Source organism: Enterobacter sp. BIDMC 26 (assembly GCF_000534435.1).
Classification (GTDB): domain Bacteria; phylum Pseudomonadota; class Gammaproteobacteria; order Enterobacterales; family Enterobacteriaceae; genus Enterobacter; species Enterobacter ludwigii.
Map to the genome: position 1 here is coordinate 4,370,379 of NZ_KI973182.1, position 22,202 is coordinate 4,392,580.

At 54.1% G+C, this 22,202-nt stretch carries 23 protein-coding genes, 1 tRNA gene, 1 rRNA gene and 1 other annotated feature (1 of these 26 only partly in view); of the genes, 10 read left to right on the forward strand and 15 right to left on the reverse strand.

From position 1 onward, the window contains the following. Positions 1-1,642 (forward strand) — a sequence feature (23S ribosomal RNA rRNA prediction is too short) (it extends 205 nt beyond the left edge of the window). A 64-nt stretch (positions 1,643-1,706) separates the two neighbouring features. Next, positions 1,707-1,822, forward strand: a 5S ribosomal RNA gene (rrf, locus tag L462_RS02970). Between the two features lie 314 nt (positions 1,823-2,136). Here the strand turns inward: rrf and L462_RS02965 are convergent. From L462_RS02965 to aspA, 6 genes are all read right to left on the reverse strand, one after another. Next, positions 2,137-2,212, reverse strand: a tRNA-Phe gene (locus L462_RS02965). 126 nt (positions 2,213-2,338) lie between these two features. Continuing rightward, complete coding sequence (locus L462_RS02960; RefSeq protein ID WP_020882970.1) at positions 2,339-2,914, reverse strand: transcriptional regulator; 576 nt, start codon at positions 2,912-2,914, stop codon at positions 2,339-2,341. 49 nt (positions 2,915-2,963) lie between these two features. Next, positions 2,964-4,667 (reverse strand): protein-disulfide reductase DsbD, encoded by a 1,704-nt coding sequence (locus tag L462_RS02955; RefSeq protein WP_032679406.1) that lies wholly within the window; start codon positions 4,665-4,667, stop codon positions 2,964-2,966. Then, on the reverse strand, positions 4,643-4,966 hold the full coding sequence (cutA, locus tag L462_RS02950) for a divalent cation tolerance protein CutA (protein ID WP_014168278.1): 324 nt from the start codon (positions 4,964-4,966) through the stop codon (positions 4,643-4,645). The genes L462_RS02955 and cutA overlap by 25 nt, the downstream gene beginning before the upstream one ends. A gap of 113 nt (positions 4,967-5,079) precedes the next feature. Then, positions 5,080-6,381, reverse strand: coding sequence for an anaerobic C4-dicarboxylate transporter (locus L462_RS02945; RefSeq protein WP_006178930.1), 1,302 nt, complete (start codon positions 6,379-6,381; stop codon positions 5,080-5,082). A gap of 116 nt (positions 6,382-6,497) precedes the next feature. After that, positions 6,498-7,934, reverse strand: a complete 1,437-nt coding sequence (gene aspA, locus L462_RS02940) for an aspartate ammonia-lyase (RefSeq protein WP_020882968.1) — start codon at positions 7,932-7,934, stop codon at positions 6,498-6,500. Positions 7,935-8,269: 335 nt separating this feature from the next. Here aspA and L462_RS02935 point away from each other — a divergent pair, with 335 nt between their 5' ends. Continuing rightward, positions 8,270-8,734, forward strand: coding sequence for an FxsA family protein (locus L462_RS02935; RefSeq protein WP_032679407.1), 465 nt, complete (start codon positions 8,270-8,272; stop codon positions 8,732-8,734). A gap of 42 nt (positions 8,735-8,776) precedes the next feature. On the opposite strand, the gene yjeH is transcribed toward L462_RS02935, so the two are convergent. Then, positions 8,777-10,015, reverse strand: a complete 1,239-nt coding sequence (yjeH, locus tag L462_RS02930) for an L-methionine/branched-chain amino acid transporter (protein ID WP_032679408.1) — start codon at positions 10,013-10,015, stop codon at positions 8,777-8,779. 178 nt (positions 10,016-10,193) lie between these two features. Here yjeH and L462_RS02925 point away from each other — a divergent pair, with 178 nt between their 5' ends. The 3 genes from L462_RS02925 (at position 10,194) to L462_RS02915 (ending at position 12,654) form a co-directional block, all read left to right on the forward strand. After that, positions 10,194-10,487 (forward strand): co-chaperone GroES, encoded by a 294-nt coding sequence (locus L462_RS02925; RefSeq protein ID WP_003855929.1) that lies wholly within the window; start codon positions 10,194-10,196, stop codon positions 10,485-10,487. A 32-nt stretch (positions 10,488-10,519) separates the two neighbouring features. Beyond that, on the forward strand, positions 10,520-12,163 hold the full coding sequence (gene groL, locus L462_RS02920) for a chaperonin GroEL (protein WP_032679409.1): 1,644 nt from the start codon (positions 10,520-10,522) through the stop codon (positions 12,161-12,163). A 137-nt stretch (positions 12,164-12,300) separates the two neighbouring features. Continuing rightward, the gene (locus L462_RS02915; protein ID WP_020882965.1) at positions 12,301-12,654 is read left to right on the forward strand and encodes a DUF4156 domain-containing protein; all 354 of its coding nucleotides are present in this window, start codon (positions 12,301-12,303) and stop codon (positions 12,652-12,654) included. A 63-nt stretch (positions 12,655-12,717) separates the two neighbouring features. On the opposite strand, the gene epmB is transcribed toward L462_RS02915, so the two are convergent. After that, positions 12,718-13,746, reverse strand: coding sequence for an EF-P beta-lysylation protein EpmB (gene epmB / locus L462_RS02910; RefSeq protein ID WP_025206268.1), 1,029 nt, complete (start codon positions 13,744-13,746; stop codon positions 12,718-12,720). Positions 13,747-13,786: 40 nt separating this feature from the next. Here epmB and efp point away from each other — a divergent pair, with 40 nt between their 5' ends. The 3 genes from efp (at position 13,787) to ecnB (ending at position 14,798) form a co-directional block, all read left to right on the forward strand. Further along, positions 13,787-14,353: an elongation factor P gene (gene efp / locus L462_RS02905; protein WP_014882207.1), complete on the forward strand. Its 567-nt coding sequence runs from the start codon at positions 13,787-13,789 to the stop codon at positions 14,351-14,353. A 58-nt stretch (positions 14,354-14,411) separates the two neighbouring features. Beyond that, complete coding sequence (locus L462_RS02900) at positions 14,412-14,543, forward strand: entericidin A/B family lipoprotein (protein ID WP_025206267.1); 132 nt, start codon at positions 14,412-14,414, stop codon at positions 14,541-14,543. A gap of 108 nt (positions 14,544-14,651) precedes the next feature. Then, positions 14,652-14,798 carry a lipoprotein toxin entericidin B gene (gene ecnB / locus L462_RS02895; protein ID WP_014168289.1) on the forward strand — a complete coding sequence of 49 codons (147 nt, stop codon included), beginning with the start codon at positions 14,652-14,654 and terminating at the stop codon, positions 14,796-14,798. A 38-nt stretch (positions 14,799-14,836) separates the two neighbouring features. Here ecnB and L462_RS02890 read toward each other — a convergent pair whose 3' ends face one another. Continuing rightward, the gene (locus tag L462_RS02890; RefSeq protein ID WP_032679410.1) at positions 14,837-15,436 is read right to left on the reverse strand and encodes a helix-turn-helix transcriptional regulator; all 600 of its coding nucleotides are present in this window, start codon (positions 15,434-15,436) and stop codon (positions 14,837-14,839) included. A 262-nt stretch (positions 15,437-15,698) separates the two neighbouring features. Here L462_RS02890 and sugE point away from each other — a divergent pair, with 262 nt between their 5' ends. Beyond that, a complete protein-coding gene (sugE, locus tag L462_RS02885; RefSeq protein ID WP_014168291.1) occupies positions 15,699-16,016 on the forward strand; it encodes a quaternary ammonium compound efflux SMR transporter SugE in 318 nt (105 codons plus the stop codon). Here sugE and L462_RS02880 read toward each other — a convergent pair. Both L462_RS02880 and blaACT read right to left on the reverse strand, forming a co-directional pair. Next, a complete protein-coding gene (locus L462_RS02880; protein WP_032679411.1) occupies positions 16,013-16,543 on the reverse strand; it encodes a lipocalin family protein in 531 nt (176 codons plus the stop codon). The two genes, sugE and L462_RS02880, sit on opposite strands and share 4 nt — an antisense overlap. A gap of 98 nt (positions 16,544-16,641) precedes the next feature. Beyond that, the gene (gene blaACT / locus L462_RS02875) at positions 16,642-17,787 is read right to left on the reverse strand and encodes a cephalosporin-hydrolyzing class C beta-lactamase ACT-132 (protein ID WP_032679412.1); all 1,146 of its coding nucleotides are present in this window, start codon (positions 17,785-17,787) and stop codon (positions 16,642-16,644) included. Between the two features lie 132 nt (positions 17,788-17,919). Here blaACT and ampR point away from each other — a divergent pair, with 132 nt between their 5' ends. Continuing rightward, the gene (ampR, locus tag L462_RS02870) at positions 17,920-18,795 is read left to right on the forward strand and encodes a LysR family transcriptional regulator AmpR (RefSeq protein ID WP_032679413.1); all 876 of its coding nucleotides are present in this window, start codon (positions 17,920-17,922) and stop codon (positions 18,793-18,795) included. 29 nt (positions 18,796-18,824) lie between these two features. Here ampR and frdD read toward each other — a convergent pair whose 3' ends face one another. The 4 genes from frdD to frdA are packed head-to-tail and all read right to left on the reverse strand — an operon-like array spanning position 18,825 to position 22,118. Continuing rightward, the gene (frdD, locus tag L462_RS02865; protein WP_032679414.1) at positions 18,825-19,184 is read right to left on the reverse strand and encodes a fumarate reductase subunit FrdD; all 360 of its coding nucleotides are present in this window, start codon (positions 19,182-19,184) and stop codon (positions 18,825-18,827) included. Between the two features lie 10 nt (positions 19,185-19,194). Continuing rightward, positions 19,195-19,590 carry a fumarate reductase subunit FrdC gene (frdC, locus tag L462_RS02860; RefSeq protein WP_014168296.1) on the reverse strand — a complete coding sequence of 132 codons (396 nt, stop codon included), beginning with the start codon at positions 19,588-19,590 and terminating at the stop codon, positions 19,195-19,197. Between the two features lie 10 nt (positions 19,591-19,600). Then, a complete protein-coding gene (gene frdB / locus L462_RS02855; protein WP_020882957.1) occupies positions 19,601-20,335 on the reverse strand; it encodes a fumarate reductase iron-sulfur protein in 735 nt (244 codons plus the stop codon). Continuing rightward, a complete protein-coding gene (gene frdA / locus L462_RS02850; protein ID WP_014168298.1) occupies positions 20,328-22,118 on the reverse strand; it encodes a fumarate reductase (quinol) flavoprotein subunit in 1,791 nt (596 codons plus the stop codon). The genes frdB and frdA overlap by 8 nt, the downstream gene beginning before the upstream one ends. Positions 22,119-22,202: the final 84 nt, after the last annotated feature.

Genomic DNA, 22,202 nt, shown 5'->3' on the forward strand with positions numbered 1-22,202 from the left:
TAACGATAAAGCGGGTGAAAAGCCCGCTCGCCGGAAGACCAAGGGTTCCTGTCCAACGTTAATCGGGGCAGGGTGAGTCGACCCCTAAGGCGAGGCCGAAAGGCGTAGTCGATGGGAAACAGGTTAATATTCCTGTACTTGGTGTTACTGCGAAGGGGGGACGGAGAAGGCTATGTTAGCCGGGCGACGGTTGTCCCGGTTTAAGCATGTAGGCGGAGGTTCCAGGTAAATCCGGTTCCTTGTTAACGCTGAGGTGTGATGACGAGGCACTACGGTGCTGAAGTAACAAATGCCCTGCTTCCAGGAAAAGCCTCTAAGCATCAGGTAACACGAAATCGTACCCCAAACCGACACAGGTGGTCAGGTAGAGAATACCAAGGCGCTTGAGAGAACTCGGGTGAAGGAACTAGGCAAAATGGTGCCGTAACTTCGGGAGAAGGCACGCTGATATGTAGGTGAAGTCCCTGCGGATGGAGCTGAAATCAGTCGAAGATACCAGCTGGCTGCAACTGTTTATTAAAAACACAGCACTGTGCAAACACGAAAGTGGACGTATACGGTGTGACGCCTGCCCGGTGCCGGAAGGTTAATTGATGGGGTTAGCGGTAACGCGAAGCTCTTGATCGAAGCCCCGGTAAACGGCGGCCGTAACTATAACGGTCCTAAGGTAGCGAAATTCCTTGTCGGGTAAGTTCCGACCTGCACGAATGGCGTAATGATGGCCAGGCTGTCTCCACCCGAGACTCAGTGAAATTGAACTCGCTGTGAAGATGCAGTGTACCCGCGGCAAGACGGAAAGACCCCGTGAACCTTTACTATAGCTTGACACTGAACACTGGTCCTTGATGTGTAGGATAGGTGGGAGGCTTTGAAGCGTGGACGCCAGTCTGCGTGGAGCCAACCTTGAAATACCACCCTTTAATGGCTGGTGTTCTAACGTAGACCCGTGATCCGGGTTGCGGACAGTGTCTGGTGGGTAGTTTGACTGGGGCGGTCTCCTCCCAAAGAGTAACGGAGGAGCACGAAGGTTAGCTAATCCTGGTCGGACATCAGGAGGTTAGTGCAATGGCATAAGCTAGCTTGACTGCGAGAGTGACGGCTCGAGCAGGTGCGAAAGCAGGTCATAGTGATCCGGTGGTTCTGAATGGAAGGGCCATCGCTCAACGGATAAAAGGTACTCCGGGGATAACAGGCTGATACCGCCCAAGAGTTCATATCGACGGCGGTGTTTGGCACCTCGATGTCGGCTCATCACATCCTGGGGCTGAAGTAGGTCCCAAGGGTATGGCTGTTCGCCATTTAAAGTGGTACGCGAGCTGGGTTTAGAACGTCGTGAGACAGTTCGGTCCCTATCTGCCGTGGGCGCTGGAGAATTGAGGGGGGCTGCTCCTAGTACGAGAGGACCGGAGTGGACGCATCACTGGTGTTCGGGTTGTCATGCCAATGGCACTGCCCGGTAGCTAAATGCGGAAGAGATAAGTGCTGAAAGCATCTAAGCACGAAACTTGCCCCGAGATGAGTTCTCCCTGAGACTTTAAGTCTCCTGAAGGAACGTTGAAGACTACGACGTTGATAGGTCGGGTGTGTAAGCGCAGCGATGCGTTGAGCTAACCGATACTAATGAACCGTGAGGCTTAACCTTACAACGCCGAAGCTGTTTTGGCGTGAGAGAGACGATTTTCAGCTGATACAGATTACAGAATTTGCCTGGCGGCTTTAGCGCGGTGGTCCCACCTGACCCCATGCCGAACTCAGAAGTGAAACGCCGTAGCGCCGATGGTAGTGTGGGGTCTCCCCATGCGAGAGTAGGGAACTGCCAGGCATCAATTAAAAGAACCCCGTACCGTATGGTGCGGGGTTTTTTGCTTTGGGGCGCGAAATACACATCTGAATACCCCAAATAGTGCCGCCAGACAAGGCGAAGCCACGATACGGTAACCCCAAACCCCATCATCTCTCTTCAGGATCCCCAAACATTTCAGATCAGTACGGAATTTAGTGTACACAGGGCCACTTTAAGCGCCATGAAATACTGCAGGAACAGGTTTACGAGGATGTGACCGGAGAGTGGTTACAGGAGAGTTTATCATACGCAGAAAAGCAAAAACCCAGCCATAGGCTGGGTTCTTTAAATAGTGGTGCCCGGACTCGGAATCGAACCAAGGACACGGGGATTTTCAATCCCCTGCTCTACCGACTGAGCTATCCGGGCAACGGAGCGCATTAAACCGCAATCGCGCCTGATCGTCAACACTATTTCGGGAAAAGCCGTTCAACTGCTTAACTTTGCGGCAATCTGATGGTTTACGCGCCGAACAGGTCAAATTCTTCAGACAGATTACGTCAGCGCGCCACCCATACGACACTGCGCAAAACGCAGGATATCTTCGGCCAGACGGTGTGCTGTATCCACATCGGCCTGGCTACGGTTTACCAGCATGCGGCTCAGGCAACCTTCCAGTACCAGCTCCATCTGCTTAGCGACCATCGCCGGGTCATCCACTTCGAGCGTGGTCAGCAGTTCGTGCGTGAAATCATGCGCCGCCCGCTTTTGCTGATCCGCCAGTTGATGGATAGGATGGCCGGGGTCAGGGTAGAAGGTGCAGGCGGCAATAAACAGGCAACCCGGATAACGGTTGTTGCTTACGCATTCGCTCAGGGCGGTATAACGCGCCAGCAGCTTTTGCTCCGCAGTCAGTTCTTCATTTAACATCAGCTGCCTGCGCCAGACATCAACCTGCTGGCTGAGATAACGCAGGGCATCGTAAAGCAGCGCCTCTTTATCCGGCCAGAAGCGCATGAGTTCATCCAGAGGATAATCAATACGGTCGGCTACCATCTCAAGCGTGGTGCTGGCGATCCCTTGAATCTCAAGTAATTGCAGGGCTTGTCCCAGTACGTCTTCGCGTTGCACGGTTATCTCCTCCGTTATTCCCAACGGTTTGTCCCGTTTCAAGTGTTGTTTACGGTTGGCGATTGCGCAAATGCGCGCTGAATGCCGTCGCGTCCATAAACCCGGTTACACGCTGTGCGGGCTGCTCCTGGCCCTGTTCATTGAAGAACAGAATGGTTGGCAGACCCAGCACGTTAAGTTGCTTCAGCAGTGCCTTATCCGCTGTACTGTTGGCGGTGACGTTCGCCTGGAGCAGAACCGTCTCTTTCAGTGCACTTTGCACCTGCGGATCGCTAAACGTGTACTTTTCGAATTCTTTACAGGCGACACACCAGTCCGCATACAGATCCAGCATGACCGGTTTGCCTTTCGCCTGCGCCAGTGCGCTGTTGAGTTCATCCACGTTCTTTATCTGGATGAAGTTCAAATGCGCCTGCGTTTGTCCCGCGGGTGTGCCAAATGCCCAGTCCTGCAGTGGCCGTACGCTCACCAGCGCGGCGGCGAGCAGGAGGATTTGCACCAGACGCATCCACGGCTTTTTCGCTGCCAGGCTTGTGATAAACGCCCAACAGAAGAAGGCAACACCGAGCATTGCCCACAGGCGCATCCCCCAGACGTCGCCGATAATACGCTCGAGTAAGAACACCGGCAGCGCCAGAATGACAAAACCAAACGCGGTTTTCACCGTCTCCATCCACGGGCCGCTCTTGGGCAGCAGACGGTTGCCAAATACCGTTACCAGAATCAATGGCAGACCCATTCCCAGCGCGTAGAGATACAACGTACCACCGCCGAGCCACAGGTTACCGCTCTGGGCAATATACAGCAGGATCGCGCTCAGTGGCGCGGTAGTGCACGGTGAGCAAATCAACCCGGCGATGGCACCCATCACGAACACGCCGCCCGGGGAACCACCCTGCTGACGGTTACTCATCAGCGTTAAGCGAGTCTGCAACGCGGACGGCAGCTGTAAGCTGAACAAACCAAACATCGACAGCGCCAGCAGAATAAATACGATCGACAGGCCAGCCAGCACATAAGGGTGCTGAAGTGCAGCCTGGAACTGCAGTCCGGCAGCAGCAACCACGAGGCCAAGTGCGGTGTAGGTTAACGCCATACCCTGCACGTAGATAAAGGCCAGCAGCAGGGCGCGTGCGGTTGAAAGACGTTGCTTGCCGCCAAGGACAATCCCGGAGATAAGCGGATACATGGGCAGCACGCACGGCGTGAAGGCGATGCCGATACCAATCAGTAAAGCCCACAAGGCGGAGAAGGGCAGCGCTGTGCGACCGTCGTCCTTCACCCCGGTGCTCTCCCCTGCGGGAAGAGCAGGCATACTGGCGGCCGCTTTAACTTCGCTCAGCGGAATGACTTTGGTTTCCGGCGGATAGCAGAAGCCTGCATCAGCACAGCCCTGATACGTGACGGTCACGGTGGCGCCTTTATCGGCCTGATTGACCGCCACGGGCACGCTTAACCGCTGGCGATAGATTTCACTTTTGCCGAAAAACTCGTCTTCATGCCACTCGCCCGCAGGCATCTGAAGTGGGCCTACCTTTGCCTGAGCAGGCGTGATGCTGACCTGCTTGCGATAGAGGTAATACCCCTCTTTTATCTGCCAGGTAAGATTCAGGTCATGCTGATCTTGTTGAAAATCGAAAACAAATGCCTGGTCGGCAGAAATAACGTTCGAACGGCCGGGAGCGTCAAATAACCCGGCAAAAACTGATGTGCTGCACAGCAGCAGGATCAGCGTAAGGAAGCGTTGAGCCATGAGAGATAATCGTTGTCGCCGTGGACCACTGGCAATACCAGCAGTTCGGGGGTTTGATAAGGATGATGAGATTTGAGGCAGTCCAGGAGTGCCTGCTGGTTCGCCAGATTGGTTTTGAGCAACATCTGGACTTCGTACTCCTGCTCCAGTTTACCTTCCCAGTAGTAAAGGGAGGTGGCGCCAGGAAGGAGCGTCACGCAGGCTGCCAGTTTTTCGGCCAGCACTTTGGCGGCGAGATCCTGGGCAGAGGCTTCATCAGGGGCGGTACAAAGGACAACAACGGCATCAGGCGTGTTCACAAGTCGACCTCCTCATCACGAAAGTCTTCACTATATCACGCAAGGCTATTGGTCATTAATGAAACGGGCCGCAGAGCGGCCCGTTTTTAACTATTTTTACAACCTATCATTGTTTACAGCACGATGCCGCCAATGATAAAGCCGAGGATCACGCACAGCGAGATAGCCACCACGCCCGGGATCAGGAACGCATGGTTAAACACGTACTTACCGATGCGAGTCGAGCCAGTGTCATCCATCTCAACCGCCGCCAGCAGGGTTGGGTAGGTGGGTAAAACGAACAGCGCAGAAACGGCAGCAAACGAGGCGATAGCCGTCAGCGGGGTAACACCCAGCATCAGTGCCGCAGGCATCAGGGCTTTGGTGGTGGCCGCCTGAGAGTAAAGCAGGGTTGCGGCAAAGAAAAGCACCACAGCCAGGAGCCACGGATAGTTGTGCAGCAGGTCGCCCGCAACGGTCTGGATATCGCTGATGTGAGCTTTCACGAAGGTATCACCAAGCCAGGCCACACCCAGTACACACACACAGGCGCTCATACCGGATTTAAAGGTGCTGGCGTTGAGCACTTCGCTGGTGTCGATTTTACAGGTGATGCTGATCAGCGTAGCGATAGTCAGCATGAATACCACAATCGCTTCGTTACGCGGCAGGACCGGGTTCTGGATCAGACCCACGGTGTCACTGATGGCGGTTGCGTAGAACATGACCGCAACGATACCGATCAGGAACAGCAAGACGGAGCGTTTTGCATGCGGCTTCAGTTCGAAGACCTGGCTACCACGCAGTTTCACTTCACCTTTTGCCAGACGCTCCTGATAAACCGGATCGTCTTTCAGTTCGGCGCCGAGGAAGTTACACAGCACGGCGGTGATCATCACTGCAATCAGCGTCACCGGAATACAGATGGCCAGCAGCGTCAGGTAACTCACGCCCATAGGCTCAAGGATACCGGCGAAGAAGACCACCGCAGCGGAGATAGGTGATGCGGTAATCGCAATCTGGGACGCGACCACGGCAATCGAGAGTGGACGAGACGGACGGATGCCCTGCTCTTTCGCCACTTCGGTAATGACCGGCAGCGTGGAGAAGGCGGTGTGGCCAGTACCGGCGAGAATGGTCATAAACCACGTCACCAGCGGGGCAAGGAAGGTAATGTATTTTGGATGGCGGCGTAACATACGCTCCGCCAGGCTCACCAGGTAGTCCATACCGCCTGCCACCTGCATGGCTGCGATAGCGGCAATAACCGCCATGATGATTTCGATAACGTCAAAAGGGATTGCGCCGGGTTTAATCTGAAAGATAAGGGTAAGTACGAGCACCCCGAGACCGCCGGCAAAACCAATGCCGATACCCCCGAGTCTTGCTCCCAAATAAATCGCCAACAGGACGATGACGAGTTCTGCTCCAAACATAAGGACCTGCCTTGCTTATTAACAAGTTGATATTGAATTGTTGTATTTTGGTAACGCCTATAAAGAAAAAAGGCACGTCACAAGTGACGTGCCTTAAGGAAGCCTAGCCTGAACTGCTACTGTTCGCTTTCATCGGTATATCGTTTCGCTTTGTATGCCGGGTGCATCAGGTTCTGGGCCGAGAAGATATCGTCCAGCTCGGCTTCGGTCAACAGTCCACGCTCCAGAACGACTTCACGCACGCTCTTACCTGTTTCGGCGCAAATCTTACCGACGATGTCGCCGTTATGGTGGCCGATGAACGGGTTGAGGTAGGTGACGATGCCGATGGAGTTGTAGACATACCCTTCACAAACTTCTTTGTTTGCGGTGATGCCGTTAACGCATTTCTCCAGCAGGTTGTAGCAGGCGTTGGTCAGAATGTGGATGGATTCAAACATTGCCTGGCCGATGACCGGCTCCATGACGTTCAGCTGCAGCTGGCCGGCTTCAGAGGCCATGGTCACGGTTGTATCGTTACCGATGACTTTAAAGCAGACCTGGTTCACCACTTCTGGCACTACCGGGTTCACTTTCGCCGGCATGATGGACGAACCGGCCTGCAGCTCTGGCAGGTTGATTTCATTCAGACCAGCGCGTGGACCGGAAGAGAGCAGGCGCAGGTCATTACAGATTTTGGAGAGTTTCACCGCCAGACGTTTCAGGGCGCTGTGAACCATAACGTACGCGCCGCAGTCGGAGGTGGCTTCAATCAGATCTTCTGCAGGCACAACCGGCAGGTTAGAGACTTCAGCCAGCTTCTGTACCGCCAGCTGCTGGTAACCGTCCGGCGTATTCAGACGCGTGCCGATGGCGGTTGCGCCCAGGTTCACTTCCAGCAGCAGCTCGGAGGTGCGCAGCAGGTTTTTAGTTTCTTCGTTAAGCAGCACGTTAAACGCGTGGAATTCCTGACCGAGTGTCATCGGAACCGCGTCCTGCAGCTGGGTACGACCCATTTTCAGGATGTCCTGGAACTCAACGGCTTTGCGCTGGAAGCCATCACCCAGCTGATTGATGGCGTCCACCAGTTTCACTACGGAGGCATACACCGCGATACGGAAGCCGGTTGGGTAGGCGTCGTTAGTGGACTGACATTTATTAACGTGGTCGTTCGGATTCAGATACTGGTATTCACCTTTCTGATGACCCATCAGCTCCAGGCCGATGTTTGCCAGTACTTCGTTGGTGTTCATGTTAACGGAGGTGCCCGCGCCGCCCTGATAGACATCGACCGGGAACTGATCCATGCATTTGCCGTTGTTCAGCACTTCATCGCAGGCAGCGATAATCGCATTTGCCGCGCTTTTTGGAATGGTTTGCAGCTCTTTATTGGCCAGTGCTGCGGCTTTTTTCACCATCACCATGCCACGTACAAATTCAGGGATGTCGCTGATTTTGTTGTTGCTGATGTAGAAGTTTTCAATCGCTCTCAGAGTGTGAACACCATAGTAGGCATCCGCTGGAACTTCCCTGGTACCCAACAAGTCTTCTTCGATACGAATGTTGTTTAACATGTGAACCTTCTTTTCAAGCTGCCGATGGATTGTACTAAACACACAGTATTTATGTGGTTTTGAATATTTTCTGACCGACGATTATTCCCTCAATCAGCCAGATGTTCGAGATCATATGCTGATGATAGCGAATTGCCGTAATCTGGATCACTTATTATCGACCCGATTCCATGATAATTATTAATCTGTGAAATGAGTCACCGCTTTAAAATTTCCAGAAAAAATATCCGTGCAAACCGATTGAATTTTGGCTAACCGTCACCATTTCTTACAGACGCGTTTCGCGAACACATTCAGACAGGGGCCTGAGGGCACCTGCCACACAGGAGATGCCAGTGCGCTGGATACCATTTATTGCTTTCTTTCTCTATGTTTACATCGAGATTTCAATTTTTATCCAGGTCGCCCATGTACTGGGTGTCCTGTTAACGCTGATTCTGGTGATTTTCACTTCGGTGATCGGCATGTCGCTGGTGCGTAATCAGGGTTTCAAAAATTTCCTGATAATGCAGCAGAAGATGGCCGCAGGCGAAAGCCCGGCCGCAGAGATGATCAAAAGCGTCTCGCTGATTATTGCTGGCCTGCTGCTGATCCTGCCGGGATTCTTCACTGACTTCCTCGGCCTGCTGCTGCTTCTGCCGCCGGTGCAAAAACACCTGACCATGAAGCTACTGCCGCATCTGCGTTTTAGCCGTATGCCGGGCGGTGGATTCAGCACAGGGCCGGGTGATACTTTCGAAGGGGAGTATCAGCGTAAAGATGAACAGCGCGACCGTTTAGACCATAAAGACGATCGGTAAAAGAGGCCAGGCCCGGTAAGCGAATCGCTACCGGGCTTTGTTTTACAGGGTGCCGCGTTTCGGTAAAAACAGCCACAGCCCCGCCAGCATGCTAATCGCATACAGGCTTTTCCACCCCACCATCGCCAGCAACAGCAGGCAAAGCACGCCACCAACCACTGCCAGCGCTTTATAGCGACCTTTCAGCAGACGACAACCCGCCAGCATGCACAGCAGGTAGATCATGATGAAAATCCCGTTGGCGTACACGATCAGGGCATCAAGATTGATATTCAGCGCGTAAATACATAGCGAACTCAAGACGCAGCAGCCCAGCACGGTATTAAGCGCATTCAACGGCAGCTGACGTTTAGACAGGCGCGCAAGGCGGCTCTCTGGTTTATCAAGCGCCTGCGACCACACCAGACGCGCAAAGCTCTGGATGTAGATATTGAGGCTGGCGAAACAGGCCAGATAGCCAATAACACAGGCGACCCACAGCGCTTTCAGACCAAACAGTTGCACCACAATGCCCGGCAGCGAGGCAGCGGCCACTTTATCCGCGGCGAACGCGTTAAAATGCAGTACCAGCACGGTACAGGCCCAGTAAACGGTACCTGCTAACAGCAGGCCAATCATCAGGGCGCGCGGGAAATCCCGTTCCGGTTGTTTAAACTCAGAGGCCAGATGGGCGAACGCCTCCAGCCCGACAAAACACCAGAACATTACCGATAGCGCAGCGAACAGCTGCGAATGGTTGACCTCACTTACCGCGGGGAAGGGGATCTCCTTCAGCGTAATATCCCCTTTCCACCAGATGGCGACAATGAGGGCCACAATCAGTATTGCAACGACGGTTTGCAGGTTGGCACTCGAGCTGGCACCCCGTGAGCCGACCCACCAGACGATGGCCAGCGTACCCAGCTCGGCCAGCAGCAGTTGCTCGTTATGCCAGCCAAACAGCGCCTGGCCAAAACCGGTCGCGATATGCAACGCTGCCGGTAGACCGACCGGAATAACAGAAAGAAACAGCCAGCCGGTGACCCGCTCCAGTCGCGGACCAAAGGCCATACCGACAAAGTGCGCTACGCCGCCCGCGCTAGGGAAATGCCGTCCGAGGATGGCAAACACGACCGCGACCGGAAACACCAGCACAATCAGCACTGGCCACGCCCACAGGCTAGTATTGCCGGCCACCAGTGCTGCCAGCGCGGGTACCGCAAACACACCTGTACCTAACAAGGAGGTCGACAGCAGACCCACGCCCTGCGCCAGTCCCAACTCCTGTTTTAGTCCACTCATTGACATCGCCCTGCCACGATCAAAAGAGAGGCGATGGTAACACTTTCGCAAATTTTTTTTCGTCTGCCCCTTGAAGGGGGAAAAAGCTATCCCCATCTCTCAGGGCACTAGTCGGAAAACCGCGTGCGGACCGGCGTCATCCATAACTGATAATGACTTTCTCAAAGGAGAGCTATCAATGAGTATTCGTCCGTTACATGATCGTGTGATCGTCAAACGTAAAGAAGTTGAAACCAAGTCTGCTGGCGGCATCGTTCTGACTGGTTCTGCAGCAGCAAAATCAACGCGTGGCGAAATCATCGCTGTCGGTAAGGGCCGCATTCTGGAAAACGGAACTGTGCAGCCACTGGACGTTAAAGTTGGTGACATCGTAATTTTCAACGATGGCTACGGCGTGAAATCCGAGAAGATCGACAATGAAGAAGTGTTGATCATGTCCGAAAGCGACATTCTGGCAATTGTTGAAGCGTAATTTTACGCACGAGAATTTGAGGAAATAAGAACATGGCAGCTAAAGACGTAAAATTCGGTAACGACGCTCGTGTAAAAATGCTCCGCGGCGTAAACGTACTGGCAGATGCAGTTAAAGTGACCCTGGGCCCGAAAGGCCGTAACGTAGTGCTGGATAAATCCTTCGGCGCGCCAACCATCACTAAAGACGGTGTTTCTGTAGCACGTGAAATCGAGCTGGAAGACAAGTTCGAAAACATGGGTGCGCAGATGGTGAAAGAAGTTGCCTCTAAAGCGAACGACGCTGCAGGCGACGGTACCACCACCGCAACCGTACTGGCACAAGCTATCATCACCGAAGGTCTGAAAGCCGTTGCTGCGGGTATGAACCCAATGGATCTGAAGCGCGGTATCGACAAAGCGGTTACTGCGGCGGTTGAAGAGCTGAAAACACTGTCCGTTCCATGCTCCGACTCTAAAGCGATTGCTCAGGTTGGTACTATCTCCGCTAACTCCGACGAAACCGTAGGTAAACTGATCGCGGAAGCGATGGACAAAGTCGGTAAAGAAGGCGTGATCACCGTTGAAGACGGTACCGGTCTGGAAGACGAACTGGACGTGGTTGAAGGTATGCAGTTCGACCGCGGTTACCTGTCCCCATACTTCATCAACAAGCCAGAAACGGGCGCTGTTGAGCTGGAAAGCCCATTCATCCTGCTGGCTGACAAGAAAATCTCCAACATCCGTGAAATGCTGCCAGTGCTGGAAGCCGTTGCGAAAGCAGGCAAGCCGCTGGTTATCATTGCTGAAGACGTTGAAGGTGAAGCACTGGCGACCCTGGTGGTTAACACCATGCGTGGCATCGTGAAAGTGGCTGCGGTTAAAGCACCTGGCTTCGGCGACCGCCGTAAAGCGATGCTGCAGGATATCGCTACCCTGACTGGCGGTACCGTAATCTCTGAAGAGATCGGTATGGAGCTGGAAAAAGCGACCCTGGAAGACCTGGGCCAGGCTAAACGCGTTGTGATCAACAAAGACACCACCACCATCATCGATGGCGTGGGTGAAGAAGCGGCTATTCAGGGCCGTGTTGCTCAGATCCGTAAGCAGATTGAAGAAGCAACCTCTGATTACGACCGTGAAAAACTGCAGGAGCGCGTAGCGAAACTGGCAGGCGGCGTGGCAGTAATCAAAGTGGGCGCGGCAACTGAAGTTGAAATGAAAGAGAAGAAAGCACGCGTTGACGATGCTCTGCACGCGACCCGTGCAGCAGTAGAAGAAGGCGTGGTAGCTGGTGGTGGTGTCGCGCTGGTGCGTGTTGCCGCTAAACTGGCTGGCCTGACTGCTCAGAACGAAGATCAGAACGTGGGTATCAAAGTTGCGCTGCGCGCAATGGAAGCACCACTGCGTCAGATCGTTTCCAACGCCGGTGAAGAGCCATCCGTGGTTGCGAACATGGTGAAAGCGGGCGAAGGTAACTACGGTTACAACGCTGCAACTGAAGAATACGGCAACATGATCGACTTCGGTATCCTGGATCCAACCAAAGTGACCCGTTCTGCACTGCAGTACGCGGCCTCTGTAGCGGGTCTGATGATCACTACCGAGTGCATGGTGACCGACATGCCTAAAGGCGACGCACCTGACTTAGGTGCTGCGGGTATGGGCGGCATGGGTGGTATGGGCGGCATGATGTAATCGTGCGCTTTACCGCTTAGAATGAGAAAAACCCCCGGGCAGAAATGCTCGGGGGTTTTTCTTTTGGTCATCTTTTTAGTATAAGGTTTACACACGGACAACATCTGCTGTCCAGCTTATTGAAAACGAGGAATAACATGCGCGTAAAAGTCTGTGCAGGGATCGTAGGAGCAGCATTGCTGCTGGCGGGTTGTAGCTCCAGCAATGAGCTGTCTGCTGCAGGTCAGGGCGTTCGCTTTGTTGAAGATAAGCCGGGTAACGAATGCCAGTTTTTAGGCACGGCAACCGGTGAGCAAAGCAACTGGATGTCGGGTCAGCACGGTGAAGAAGGTGGATCTATGCGCGGTGCCGCTAACGCGCTGCGTAACCAGGCTGCAGAGATGGGTGGCAACGTGATTTACGGTGTGAGCAGCCCGTCGCAAGGGATGTTGTCCAGCTTCGTGCCAACGGCCAGCCAGATGAATGGCCAGGTCTATAAGTGCCCTAACTGATCTACATTGCTGATGGCGCTGCGCCCAACCCCACCGGGCGGATAAGCGTAGCGCCACCTGCCGTTATTGTTGCCGCAGTTGCAAATCCAGCGGCGTCTTACTCGGCTCACCGCCAATCTCTCGCGCCAGCTTCGGCACCATATAGCCTGAAACCAGCGTTAACAGTTCGCGCATAATCTGCCGGGCCTCTTCATCCGTGACCATGAAATGCGCCGCGCCTTGCACACGATCCAGTACGTGCAGGTAGTATGGCATCACGCCCGCATCGAATAACGCATTACTGAGCTCCGCCAGAACCCGGGCATTATCATTCACACCGCGCAGCAACACGCTCTGGTTCAACAGCGTCACACCCGCTTTACGCAGACGCGCCATCGCCGCACGGAATGCCTCGTCGATTTCATTCGCATGGTTGATATGGTTCACCAGCAGAACCTGTAAACGAGACTGCTCAAGGCGAGATACCAGACCGTCCGTAATACGTGCCGGAATAACAATCGGTAAACGGCTGTGGATGCGCAAACGCTTAATGTGTGGAATGGCTTCAAGCTGGGTCAACAGCCAGTCCAGCTCATGATCTTTTGCCATCAGCGGATCGCCACCTGAAAAAATGATCTCATCCAGTTCCGGATGGGCGGCGATATAGTCCAGGGCGACCTGCCAGTTGCGTTTATTACCCTGATTTTCGGCATACGGGAAGTGGCGACGGAAACAATAACGGCAGTTTACCGCGCAACCGCCTTTCACCAGCAGAAGAGCACGGTTGAGATATTTGTGCAGTAAACCCGGTACCACACTGTTCTGCTCTTCCAGAGGATCGGTGCTGTATCCTGGCGCCGATATAAACTCTTCCTGCGCAGTAAGCGTTTGTTTTAATAATGGATCGTCAGGGTTTCCTTTCTCCATACGGGCAACAAACGCGCGGGGAACACGCAGGGCAAAAAGTCGCTTAGCCTCGCGGCCTGCAAGCAACTCTGGGTGCTGATCGAGGTCTAACAGACGCAGCAATTCATCAGGACTGGTGATTACATCGGCAAGTTGCGATAACCAATCTTCTCTGGACGGGGTGTTTAGGGTTACAATATGCGCCATTTTGTGGCTTAGCTACCAGTTAACAAATTTAGAGGGCCTTATGGCAACGTACTATAGCAACGATTTTCGTGCTGGTCTTAAAATCATGATGGACGGCGAACCGTACGCGGTTGAAGCCAGCGAATTCGTTAAACCAGGTAAAGGCCAGGCATTCGCGCGCGTTAAGCTGCGTCGCCTGCTGACCGGTACCCGTGTTGAGAAAACCTTCAAGTCTACTGACTCCGCTGAAGGCGCTGATGTTGTCGATATGAACCTGACTTACCTGTACAACGACGGTGAGTTCTGGCACTTCATGAACAACGAAACGTTCGAGCAGCTGTCTGCGGATGCTAAAGCGATTGGCGATAGCGAAAAATGGCTGCTGGACCAGGCTGAGTGCATCGTGACCCTGTGGAACGGCCAGCCTATCGCTGTTACCCCACCAAACTTCGTAGAGCTGGAAATCGTTGAAACCGACCCAGGTCTGAAAGGTGATACCGCAGGTACTGGCGGCAAGCCAGCTACCCTGTCCACCGGTGCAGTGGTTAAAGTTCCACTGTTTGTACAGACTGGTGAAGTGATCAAAGTAGATACCCGCTCCGGCGAATACGTATCTCGCGTGAAGTAATTTACGTCAAGACTGAAGGCGCAGCGCCCGCTGCGCCTGTTTTTTGCAGGCAGGGATGATGAACCGTACCGTTAAAATTCTGCTTCTGTTAGCGCTGTCCAGCGCGTTGCTTTCCGGCTGTAACACCACGCGTGGAATGGGGGAAGATATCCAGGATCTCGGCCATATCATTTCTCACGCGGCCAGCTAACCCCGTCTAATTTTCCTAAAAATGCGTCCTTTTCCGTCAAACGACGGGATATTGTCTATTCTTAAGTTGCTATACACAAAACAACTTTGGCTATAAAAGGACGATATTATGGTTAAGAAGACAATTGCAGCGATCTTTTCAGTCCTGGTACTTTCTTCAGTATTAACAGCCTGTAATACCACGCGTGGCGTTGGTCAGGATATTTCTGAAGGTGGTAGTGCAATCTCTGGTGCGGCAAGTAAAGCACAGCAGTAATTGAATAAACGGTACGGAACCAGACGGGTTTCGTACCGTCAGCTTTCTGATTCCTGCAGGGATAAAAACGGTGAATAACGCGTATCCATATGCAATTTCATGCGGATATTTCGTTTATAGGTATAGACCGTTTTACCGTTAATACTCAGGTGAGCCGCAATTTTCTGATTGCTGGCACCCTCCATCCACAACGTCAGCACTTTCTCTTCCTGGCGCGTCAGCAAAGGCGCGGTTACCTTTGGCTTTTCACTGTTCGCGTGCGAAATGAGTGCGTTGTGGATAACTGTCCCCAGTTGTTCAAGATGTGCATTTTTCAACAGCGATGACCAGACCGGGAATTGCTTCAGCCAGGCGGTCATTTCACTATCCTCACCCGATTGCAGCAAAATAAAGGGCACTCTTTCGCTGGCGTTCAGTAAAGATGAGAGTGACTGAAAGGGATGGACATCCTGTCTGAACCCATGCAGGTCAGCAATGACCAGCGTCGGTTTCCATTGCAGAATGTGCTCTCTGGCGAGGAAAAGATTATTCAGGCCGGTCACAACGACGTTTTCCGGAAATAAACCGGAATGATTGAGCCATGCTTCAAACCCGGTGCGGGTGAAGTGACAACGGTCAATCAAAAGAATTTTGAACATATTATATTCGCAGTCGGCTAGTGGTTTGGCTTCCTGCCATCAGAAAGCACATCATCATAGAGAAGTCGGATGAGTGATAAATGCCTGAACTGCGCGGCATACTGCGGCTATTTCTTGCCTTAACATGTTCAGCACAAAAGGATTGAAAAAAAATCGCACGCTAACCAAAATATGAGGCGTAATCTTTGCCTTGCGGGACGACCCGTAAGCGCTTCCTTCATCGGGGACGGCCCCAACTTGCATTTAAGTTAAGGAGCCTGAAATGTCCTGGATCATTCTTGTTATTGCTGGCCTGCTCGAAGTGGTATGGGCGATAGGTCTGAAGTACACCCACGGTTTTACCCGCCTGACACCCAGCGTCATTACCATCACCGCGATGATTGTGAGTATCGTTTTGCTCTCGTGGGCGATGCGTTCTTTACCGGTGGGGACAGCGTATGCCGTCTGGACGGGAATTGGCGCCGTGGGGGCAGCCATCACGGGGATCCTGCTGTTGGGGGAGTCAGCGAGTCTGGCGCGTATCGCCAGTCTCGCCCTGATTGTGGCCGGTATTATTGGGTTGAAGCTCAGCACCCATTAATGGGGTTGTTCTACCCAGATGAGTTTCGACACATCAAACCCTTGCCGGGTCGCGACGTCCAGCATCTGCTGTTTCATCTCAGGTGAAAGGGTTGGGGTGCGAGAGAGGATCCACAGATAGTTACGATCCGGCCCGCAGACCAGCGCGTGACGGTACTCTCTGTCGAGCGCGATCACGTTATATCCGCCATAGAACGGGCCGAAGAAGGAGACTTTGAGCGCGGCCCGTCGCGGGTCGCCGGTAAAGTACGCTTGTCCAATCGACTGCTGCCACATCTCCCGAGCCGGATTATAGCCCCGGTTGATAACCTGAATACCGCCGTCATCCATCGGGCTGTAATTTGCCGTGACCTTCTCTAAACCCCGTTCAAAACGGTGGTCAAGGCGCGCGATTTCATACCATGTTCCAAGAAAACGTTGTGCGTCGAAATTGCTGACAACGGTGACGCCGGGAGGGGGAGTAGGGGAGCTGCAGGCAACCACTAAAAACGCGGCTGTCACTGCGGCGATAACAGGCAAAATGCGCATAGGAGTTTCCTTACTGTTTTTTGTTAAGTGTAGATGACAGCAAGGAAAATGCGGGAATTTTGCAGGCCGGGTGGGCATCAGCATCACCCGGCAAGATGTTACTGCAGAGCGCTCAGAATACGGTATGCCGCTTCCACGCGTGCCGGGTTCGGGTAGCTCTTGTTCGCCAGCATAACGATGCCGAGTTCCTTCTCAGGAATAAATGCCACGTAGCTGCCAAATCCGCCCGTCGAGCCTGTTTTATGTACCCATGACGCTTTTACCGGTGGTGCAGGAGGGTTCACTTCTGCCACGGGCAACGGTGCAAGCGCTACTTTGTTGTCGCTGCCCTCCACCACGGTTTTGGCTTCTACCGGCCAGTTGAGCATCTCCCAGCCCAGGCCCTGGTACATCGAGCCTGTGCGCCAGTAGCGAGACTGTGCAAGCACCATGCCCTGCTTCAGTGAGGCATCCTGTACCCCATCGGGGGCCATGTTAGCCACCACCCAGCTCGCCATATCCTTCACGTTGGTTTTCACGCCATATGCTTCGGCATCGAGCATGCCCGGCGAAACGTGAACCGCTTTACCGTCACGATAACCCCAGGCGTAATGCTGTTCTTCTGCCTTCGGAACGTTAATCCACGTATGGTTCAGGTTAAGCGGCTTCAGGACCCGCTCCGTCATCGCCTGCTCAAAGCGCATGCCAGAAGGTTTCACCGCCAGAGCCCCAAACAGACCGATGCTGGCATTCGCATAAAGACGCGTGGTGCCTGGCGCCCACTGTGGTTGCCAGGACTGGTAAAAACGCAGCAGCGAGGCATTATCGGTAACCTCATCGGGCACCTGTAACGGCAGGCCACCGGCAGTATAGGTTGCCAGGTCCAGCATGCGAACGCCCTGCCACTGTTTGCCGGTCAGCTCAGGCCAGTATTTGGTCACCGGATCGCCCAGCGACATTTCACCGCGAGCAATAGCATCGCCACCCAGAACGCCGGTGAAGGTTTTGCTGATTGAGCCCAGCTCAAACAGCGTTTGTGCAGTGACGGGTGTGTTCGCGGCGACATCGGCCTTACCGAAGGTGAAGTAGTGCGGCTGGCCCTGATAGATCACGGCGACCGCCATACCCGGAATAGACTGCGCTTTCATCAGGGGCGTAACGGTACGTTCCACGACCTTCGCCAGCTGTGTTTCTGACAGAGGTGCGGCTAATGCAGCGCAGGAGGTGCTGAGCAGCAGAGCGCAGCACAGGGATTTTTTCATCATCAGTTATCTTCCGTAATAGCGAGTCAAGGGAGTGTCCGGGCCCGTCAGACATACCCAGTCTGTTGGATTTGACTGTGGCTGACAAACGGTTAAATTTAGCATTAGCTGTTAATTTTTCTAACGGATGGGTCGATGACACGCAGCTATTTACCGCTTAATTCGCTTCGTGCCTTCGAAGCCGCCGCAAGGCACCTCAGTTTTACTAATGCTGCCATTGAGCTGAATGTCACCCATTCAGCCATCAGTCAGCACGTTAAGACGCTGGAACAACATCTGAACTGTCAGCTGTTTGTCCGGGTTTCGCGCGGATTGATGCTGACGACAGAGGGCGAGAATCTGCTGCCGGTGCTGAACGATTCGTTTGATCGTATCGCCGGCATGCTGGATCGCTTTGCCAGTCATCGCGCGCTGGAGAAGCTTAAAATTGGCGTGGTGGGGACTTTTGCGACCGGGTTGTTATTCGCGCAGCTGGATGATTTCCGTCGCCGCTATCCGCATATCGATCTGCATCTTTCGACCCATAATAACCGCGTCGATCCGGCCGCCGAAGGGCTGGATTACACGATCCGCTACGGTGGAGGGGCGTGGCATGGCACTGAAGCGACGTTTCTGTGTTCTGCGCCGCTGGCTCCGCTGTGCACGCCTGAAATTGCCGTCGGGCTACAAGCACCGGCGGACATGCTGAAGTTTACGCTGCTGCGCTCTTACCGACGCGACGAATGGTCGGCGTGGATGCAGGCCGCGGGCGAACTCCCGCCGTCACCAACGCATCGGGTGATGGTGTTTGATTCATCCGTTACCATGCTGGAAGCCGCGCAGGCCGGCGTGGGAATTGCTATCGCGCCTGTGAGTATGTTCACTCATCTGCTGAACAGTGAACGTATCATTCAGCCGTTTGCGACACAGATTGAGCTGGGCAGTTACTGGTTAACCCGATTGCAGTCACGGACAGAAACCCCTGCAATGCGTGAGTTTGCGCAGTGGCTGGTGGGGAAAATGCAGAAATGACAGGCCCGCCGGGGGGCGGGCCTGATGTATCAGATAGTAACCACGGCAATCAGCGTAACCACCGTCAGGATGGTTGCCAGGCCGTAGAACACCCATTTCCCGCTCGGGACATGGATTTTCAGGTCATGCATCGCATGGTGAATACGGTGCAGGCCACACCACAGCGGCAGGACGATCATCAGGAAGAGGAACACACGGCCAATAAAGCTGCTGGCAAAGGCCAGTACTCGCTCGTAACCCAGCGCATCGCCCGGAAACAGCCCCAGTGGCAGCATAATACCGACCAGCAGGATGATGACCGGCGCGATGATGGCGCTCCACATCCCCCCTGCGCCAAACAGTCCCCAGAAGACCGGCTCGTCAGAACGTTTTGGATTTGGATTAATCACAGTAGTCTCCTTACCAGAACAGTGCGACAAACAGAATGACCACAGTGACGAGGATCGTCACGCCCCATAGCCCTTTAATGACAGGCTCTGGCCCCATTTTCTCGTCTTTAATGATGATGTTCGCCGCTTTTGGCGCCAGTTCAAACCAGGTTTTGGTATGAAGCAGCGCTGCCGCGAGCACAATCAGGTTCAGGATCACGATGATGGGGTTTTGCAGGAAGCCGACAAAGCTGGCCCAGGTTTCAGGGCCATGTTTGAGGGCATAAACGCCGTACATCAGCTCCAGGCTGAACCAGACCGCCGGCACTGCGGTGCCTTCACGCAGCATATAGAAGCGATAAAACGGCAGTTTCTTCCACCAGGTGGACGGCATTGGCCGCACGTAGGCTTTGCGTTTAGTCGTCATTATGCACTCCTTAGCGTGGTTTCAGGGTGGCGATAAGAAAGTCTTTCGAGCTTTCCACTTTACCCTGCTGAATAGCGGCGGCCGGGTCGACGTGCTTCGGACAGACTTCGGAGCAGTAGCCCACAAAAGTACAGCTCCAGACGCCGTTCTGGCTGTTAAGCTGCGCCATACGTTCTTTTTTACCGTGGTCGCGGCTGTCCTCGTTATAGCGGTGTGCCAGGGTAATGGCCGCCGGGCCAATAAACTCTGGATTCAGGCCAAACTGTGGACACGCGGCGTAGCACAGACCACAGTTGATGCAGCCGGAGAACTGATGGTATTTCGCCATCTGAGCTGGTGTCTGGGTGTTCGTCCCCTGATCCGGCGTACGTGGATTGCCGATGATGTACGGCTTAATCGCTTCCAGACTTTCGATAAAGTGGGTCATATCGACCACCAGATCGCGTTCAATCGGGAAGTTACCCAACGCTTCTACTTTGATGCCTTTGGTGTATTCACGCAGGAAAGTTTTACAGGCCAGTTTCGGCACCTTGTTGACCATCATGCCGCAGGAGCCGCAGATTGCCATACGGCACGACCAGCGGTAGCTCAGGTCCGGCGCAAGGTTATCTTTGATATAGCCGAGCGCATCCAGCAGAGAGGTTTGCTCGTCATAAGGGACTTCATAGAATGCGCTGTGCGGTGCGGTGTCCACTTCCGGATTGTAGCGCACCACTTCGATTTTCAGTTTCTGCATCTCAGCCATTCGCCTTCTCCTTCTTCTCGGCGGCTTCTGCTTCTGCGCCATACACGCGTTTAGCCGGTGGCAACGTCGTGATTTTCACGTCGCTGTAGTCCAGACGGGTGGTGCCATCCGCATCGCGCCAGGCGAGAGTGTGTTTCAGGAAATTGACGTCATCACGTTCGGTGCAGCCTTCATCAAGACGCTGATGCGCGCCGCGTGACTCTTTACGTGCCAGCGCAGAGTGCGCCATACATTCCGCCACGTTCAGGCCGTGACCCAGCTCAATGGTATAGAGCAGGTCTGTGTTGAACACGCTGGAGGTATCGGTAATGCGTACGCGCTTGAAGCGCTCCTGCAGCTCTGCCAGCTTATCCACGGTTTTTTGCATCAGCTCAGGGGTACGATAGATACCGCAGCCTTCTTCCATCGACAGGCCCATCTCGTCGCGGATTTTCGACCAGTTTTCATTTCCTTCCTGGTTCACCAGGTTTTTCAGCCGTTTTTCGACGTCAACGACCTGGGCATCCAGCGCCGCGCTGTTCGCCTCGCCCGCGGTGGCAGCACGCTCCATCGCGCGTTCGCCCGCCATGCGGCCAAAGACCACCAGCTCCGCCAGTGAGTTTGACCCCAGACGGTTAGCACCGTGCAGGCCGACAGAGGAGCACTCGCCCACGGCAAACAGCCCTTTAATGCGGGTTTCGCACTGCTGATCGGTTTCGATACCGCCCATGGTGTAGTGGGCCGTTGGACGTACCGGAATCGGCTCTTTCACCGGATCGACGCCAACGTAGGCTTTTGCCAGTTCGCAAATGAACGGCAGACGTTCCAGCAGTTTCTTCTCGCCAAGATGACGCAGGTCGAGGTAGACCACATCGCCGCGTGGCGTGGAGATGGTGTTGCCTTTGCGCCACTCGTGCCAGAAGGCCTGAGACACTTTGTCGCGCGGGCCCAGTTCCATGTATTTGTTTTTCGGCTCGCCGAGCGGGGTTTCCGGGCCCATGCCGTAATCCTGCAGATAGCGGTAGCCATTTTTATTGACCAGGATACCGCCTTCACCACGACAACCTTCCGTCATCAGAATGCCGGAGCCTGGCAGACCAGTAGGGTGATACTGCACGAACTCCATATCCCGCAGCGGCACGCCGTGGCTGAGCGCCATGCCCATGCCGTCACCGGTGACGATACCGCCGTTGGTGTTGTAGCGGTAAACACGCCCCGCACCGCCGGTAGCCATGACCACCGCGTTGGCGCGGATCTGGACGAGGGTGCCTTCCATCATGTTCATCGCCACCAGACCGCGCGCCTGACCGTCATCAACCAGAATGTCGAGGACGAAATGTTCGTCAAAGCGCTGAATCTGTGGGAACTGAAGGGAGGTCTGGAACAGGGTGTGCAACATGTGGAAGCCGGTTTTATCGGCGGCGAACCAGGTGCGTTCGATCTTCATCCCGCCGAAGCGGCGAACGTTGACGCTGCCGTCCGGACGACGGCTCCACGGACATCCCCACTGTTCAAGCTGGGTCATCTCCGTAGGACAATGGTGTACAAAGTAGTCAACGACATCCTGCTCGCAAAGCCAGTCGCCCCCTGCAACCGTGTCGTGGAAATGGTATTCGAAGCTGTCATGATCCTGCGCAACGGCGGCGGATCCTCCTTCTGCGGCAACCGTATGGCTGCGCATCGGATAGACTTTTGAAATCAATGCGATTTTAGCGTTGGGATTAGCTTGTGCTGCAGCAATCGCAGCACGTAATCCAGCCCCGCCAGCGCCTATAACGGCAAGATCGGCTTGAAAAGTTTGCACGACATTCCTCCAGATTTTTGTTATTTCGCAACGCGATAAACTAAAGGTAGTTCACCCGTCCAAAAGGACGATTGCGAAAGCGTT

What these genes read in the sequence shown, in the direction of transcription:
- L462_RS02900 (WP_025206267.1), top strand. Translation starts at nt 14,412, where the DNA reads ATGAACCGTACCGTTAAAATTCTGCTTCTGTTAGCGCTGTCCAGCGCG.
- efp (WP_014882207.1), top strand. Translation starts at nt 13,787, where the DNA reads ATGGCAACGTACTATAGCAACGATTTTCGTGCTGGTCTTAAAATCATG.
- epmB (WP_025206268.1), bottom strand. Translation starts at nt 13,746, where the DNA reads ATGGCGCATATTGTAACCCTAAACACCCCGTCCAGAGAAGATTGGTTA.
- L462_RS02880 (WP_032679411.1), bottom strand. Translation starts at nt 16,543, where the DNA reads ATGCGCATTTTGCCTGTTATCGCCGCAGTGACAGCCGCGTTTTTAGTG.
- ampR (WP_032679413.1), top strand. Translation starts at nt 17,920, where the DNA reads ATGACACGCAGCTATTTACCGCTTAATTCGCTTCGTGCCTTCGAAGCC.
- L462_RS02955 (WP_032679406.1), bottom strand. Translation starts at nt 4,667, where the DNA reads ATGGCTCAACGCTTCCTTACGCTGATCCTGCTGCTGTGCAGCACATCA.
- frdC (WP_014168296.1), bottom strand. Translation starts at nt 19,590, where the DNA reads ATGACGACTAAACGCAAAGCCTACGTGCGGCCAATGCCGTCCACCTGG.
- groL (WP_032679409.1), top strand. Translation starts at nt 10,520, where the DNA reads ATGGCAGCTAAAGACGTAAAATTCGGTAACGACGCTCGTGTAAAAATG.
- ecnB (WP_014168289.1), top strand. Translation starts at nt 14,652, where the DNA reads ATGGTTAAGAAGACAATTGCAGCGATCTTTTCAGTCCTGGTACTTTCT.
- L462_RS02945 (WP_006178930.1), bottom strand. Translation starts at nt 6,381, where the DNA reads ATGTTTGGAGCAGAACTCGTCATCGTCCTGTTGGCGATTTATTTGGGA.
- sugE (WP_014168291.1), top strand. Translation starts at nt 15,699, where the DNA reads ATGTCCTGGATCATTCTTGTTATTGCTGGCCTGCTCGAAGTGGTATGG.
- aspA (WP_020882968.1), bottom strand. Translation starts at nt 7,934, where the DNA reads ATGTTAAACAACATTCGTATCGAAGAAGACTTGTTGGGTACCAGGGAA.
- L462_RS02915 (WP_020882965.1), top strand. Translation starts at nt 12,301, where the DNA reads ATGCGCGTAAAAGTCTGTGCAGGGATCGTAGGAGCAGCATTGCTGCTG.
- blaACT (WP_032679412.1), bottom strand. Translation starts at nt 17,787, where the DNA reads ATGATGAAAAAATCCCTGTGCTGCGCTCTGCTGCTCAGCACCTCCTGC.
- L462_RS02890 (WP_032679410.1), bottom strand. Translation starts at nt 15,436, where the DNA reads ATGTTCAAAATTCTTTTGATTGACCGTTGTCACTTCACCCGCACCGGG.
- yjeH (WP_032679408.1), bottom strand. Translation starts at nt 10,015, where the DNA reads ATGAGTGGACTAAAACAGGAGTTGGGACTGGCGCAGGGCGTGGGTCTG.
- L462_RS02925 (WP_003855929.1), top strand. Translation starts at nt 10,194, where the DNA reads ATGAGTATTCGTCCGTTACATGATCGTGTGATCGTCAAACGTAAAGAA.
- frdB (WP_020882957.1), bottom strand. Translation starts at nt 20,335, where the DNA reads ATGGCTGAGATGCAGAAACTGAAAATCGAAGTGGTGCGCTACAATCCG.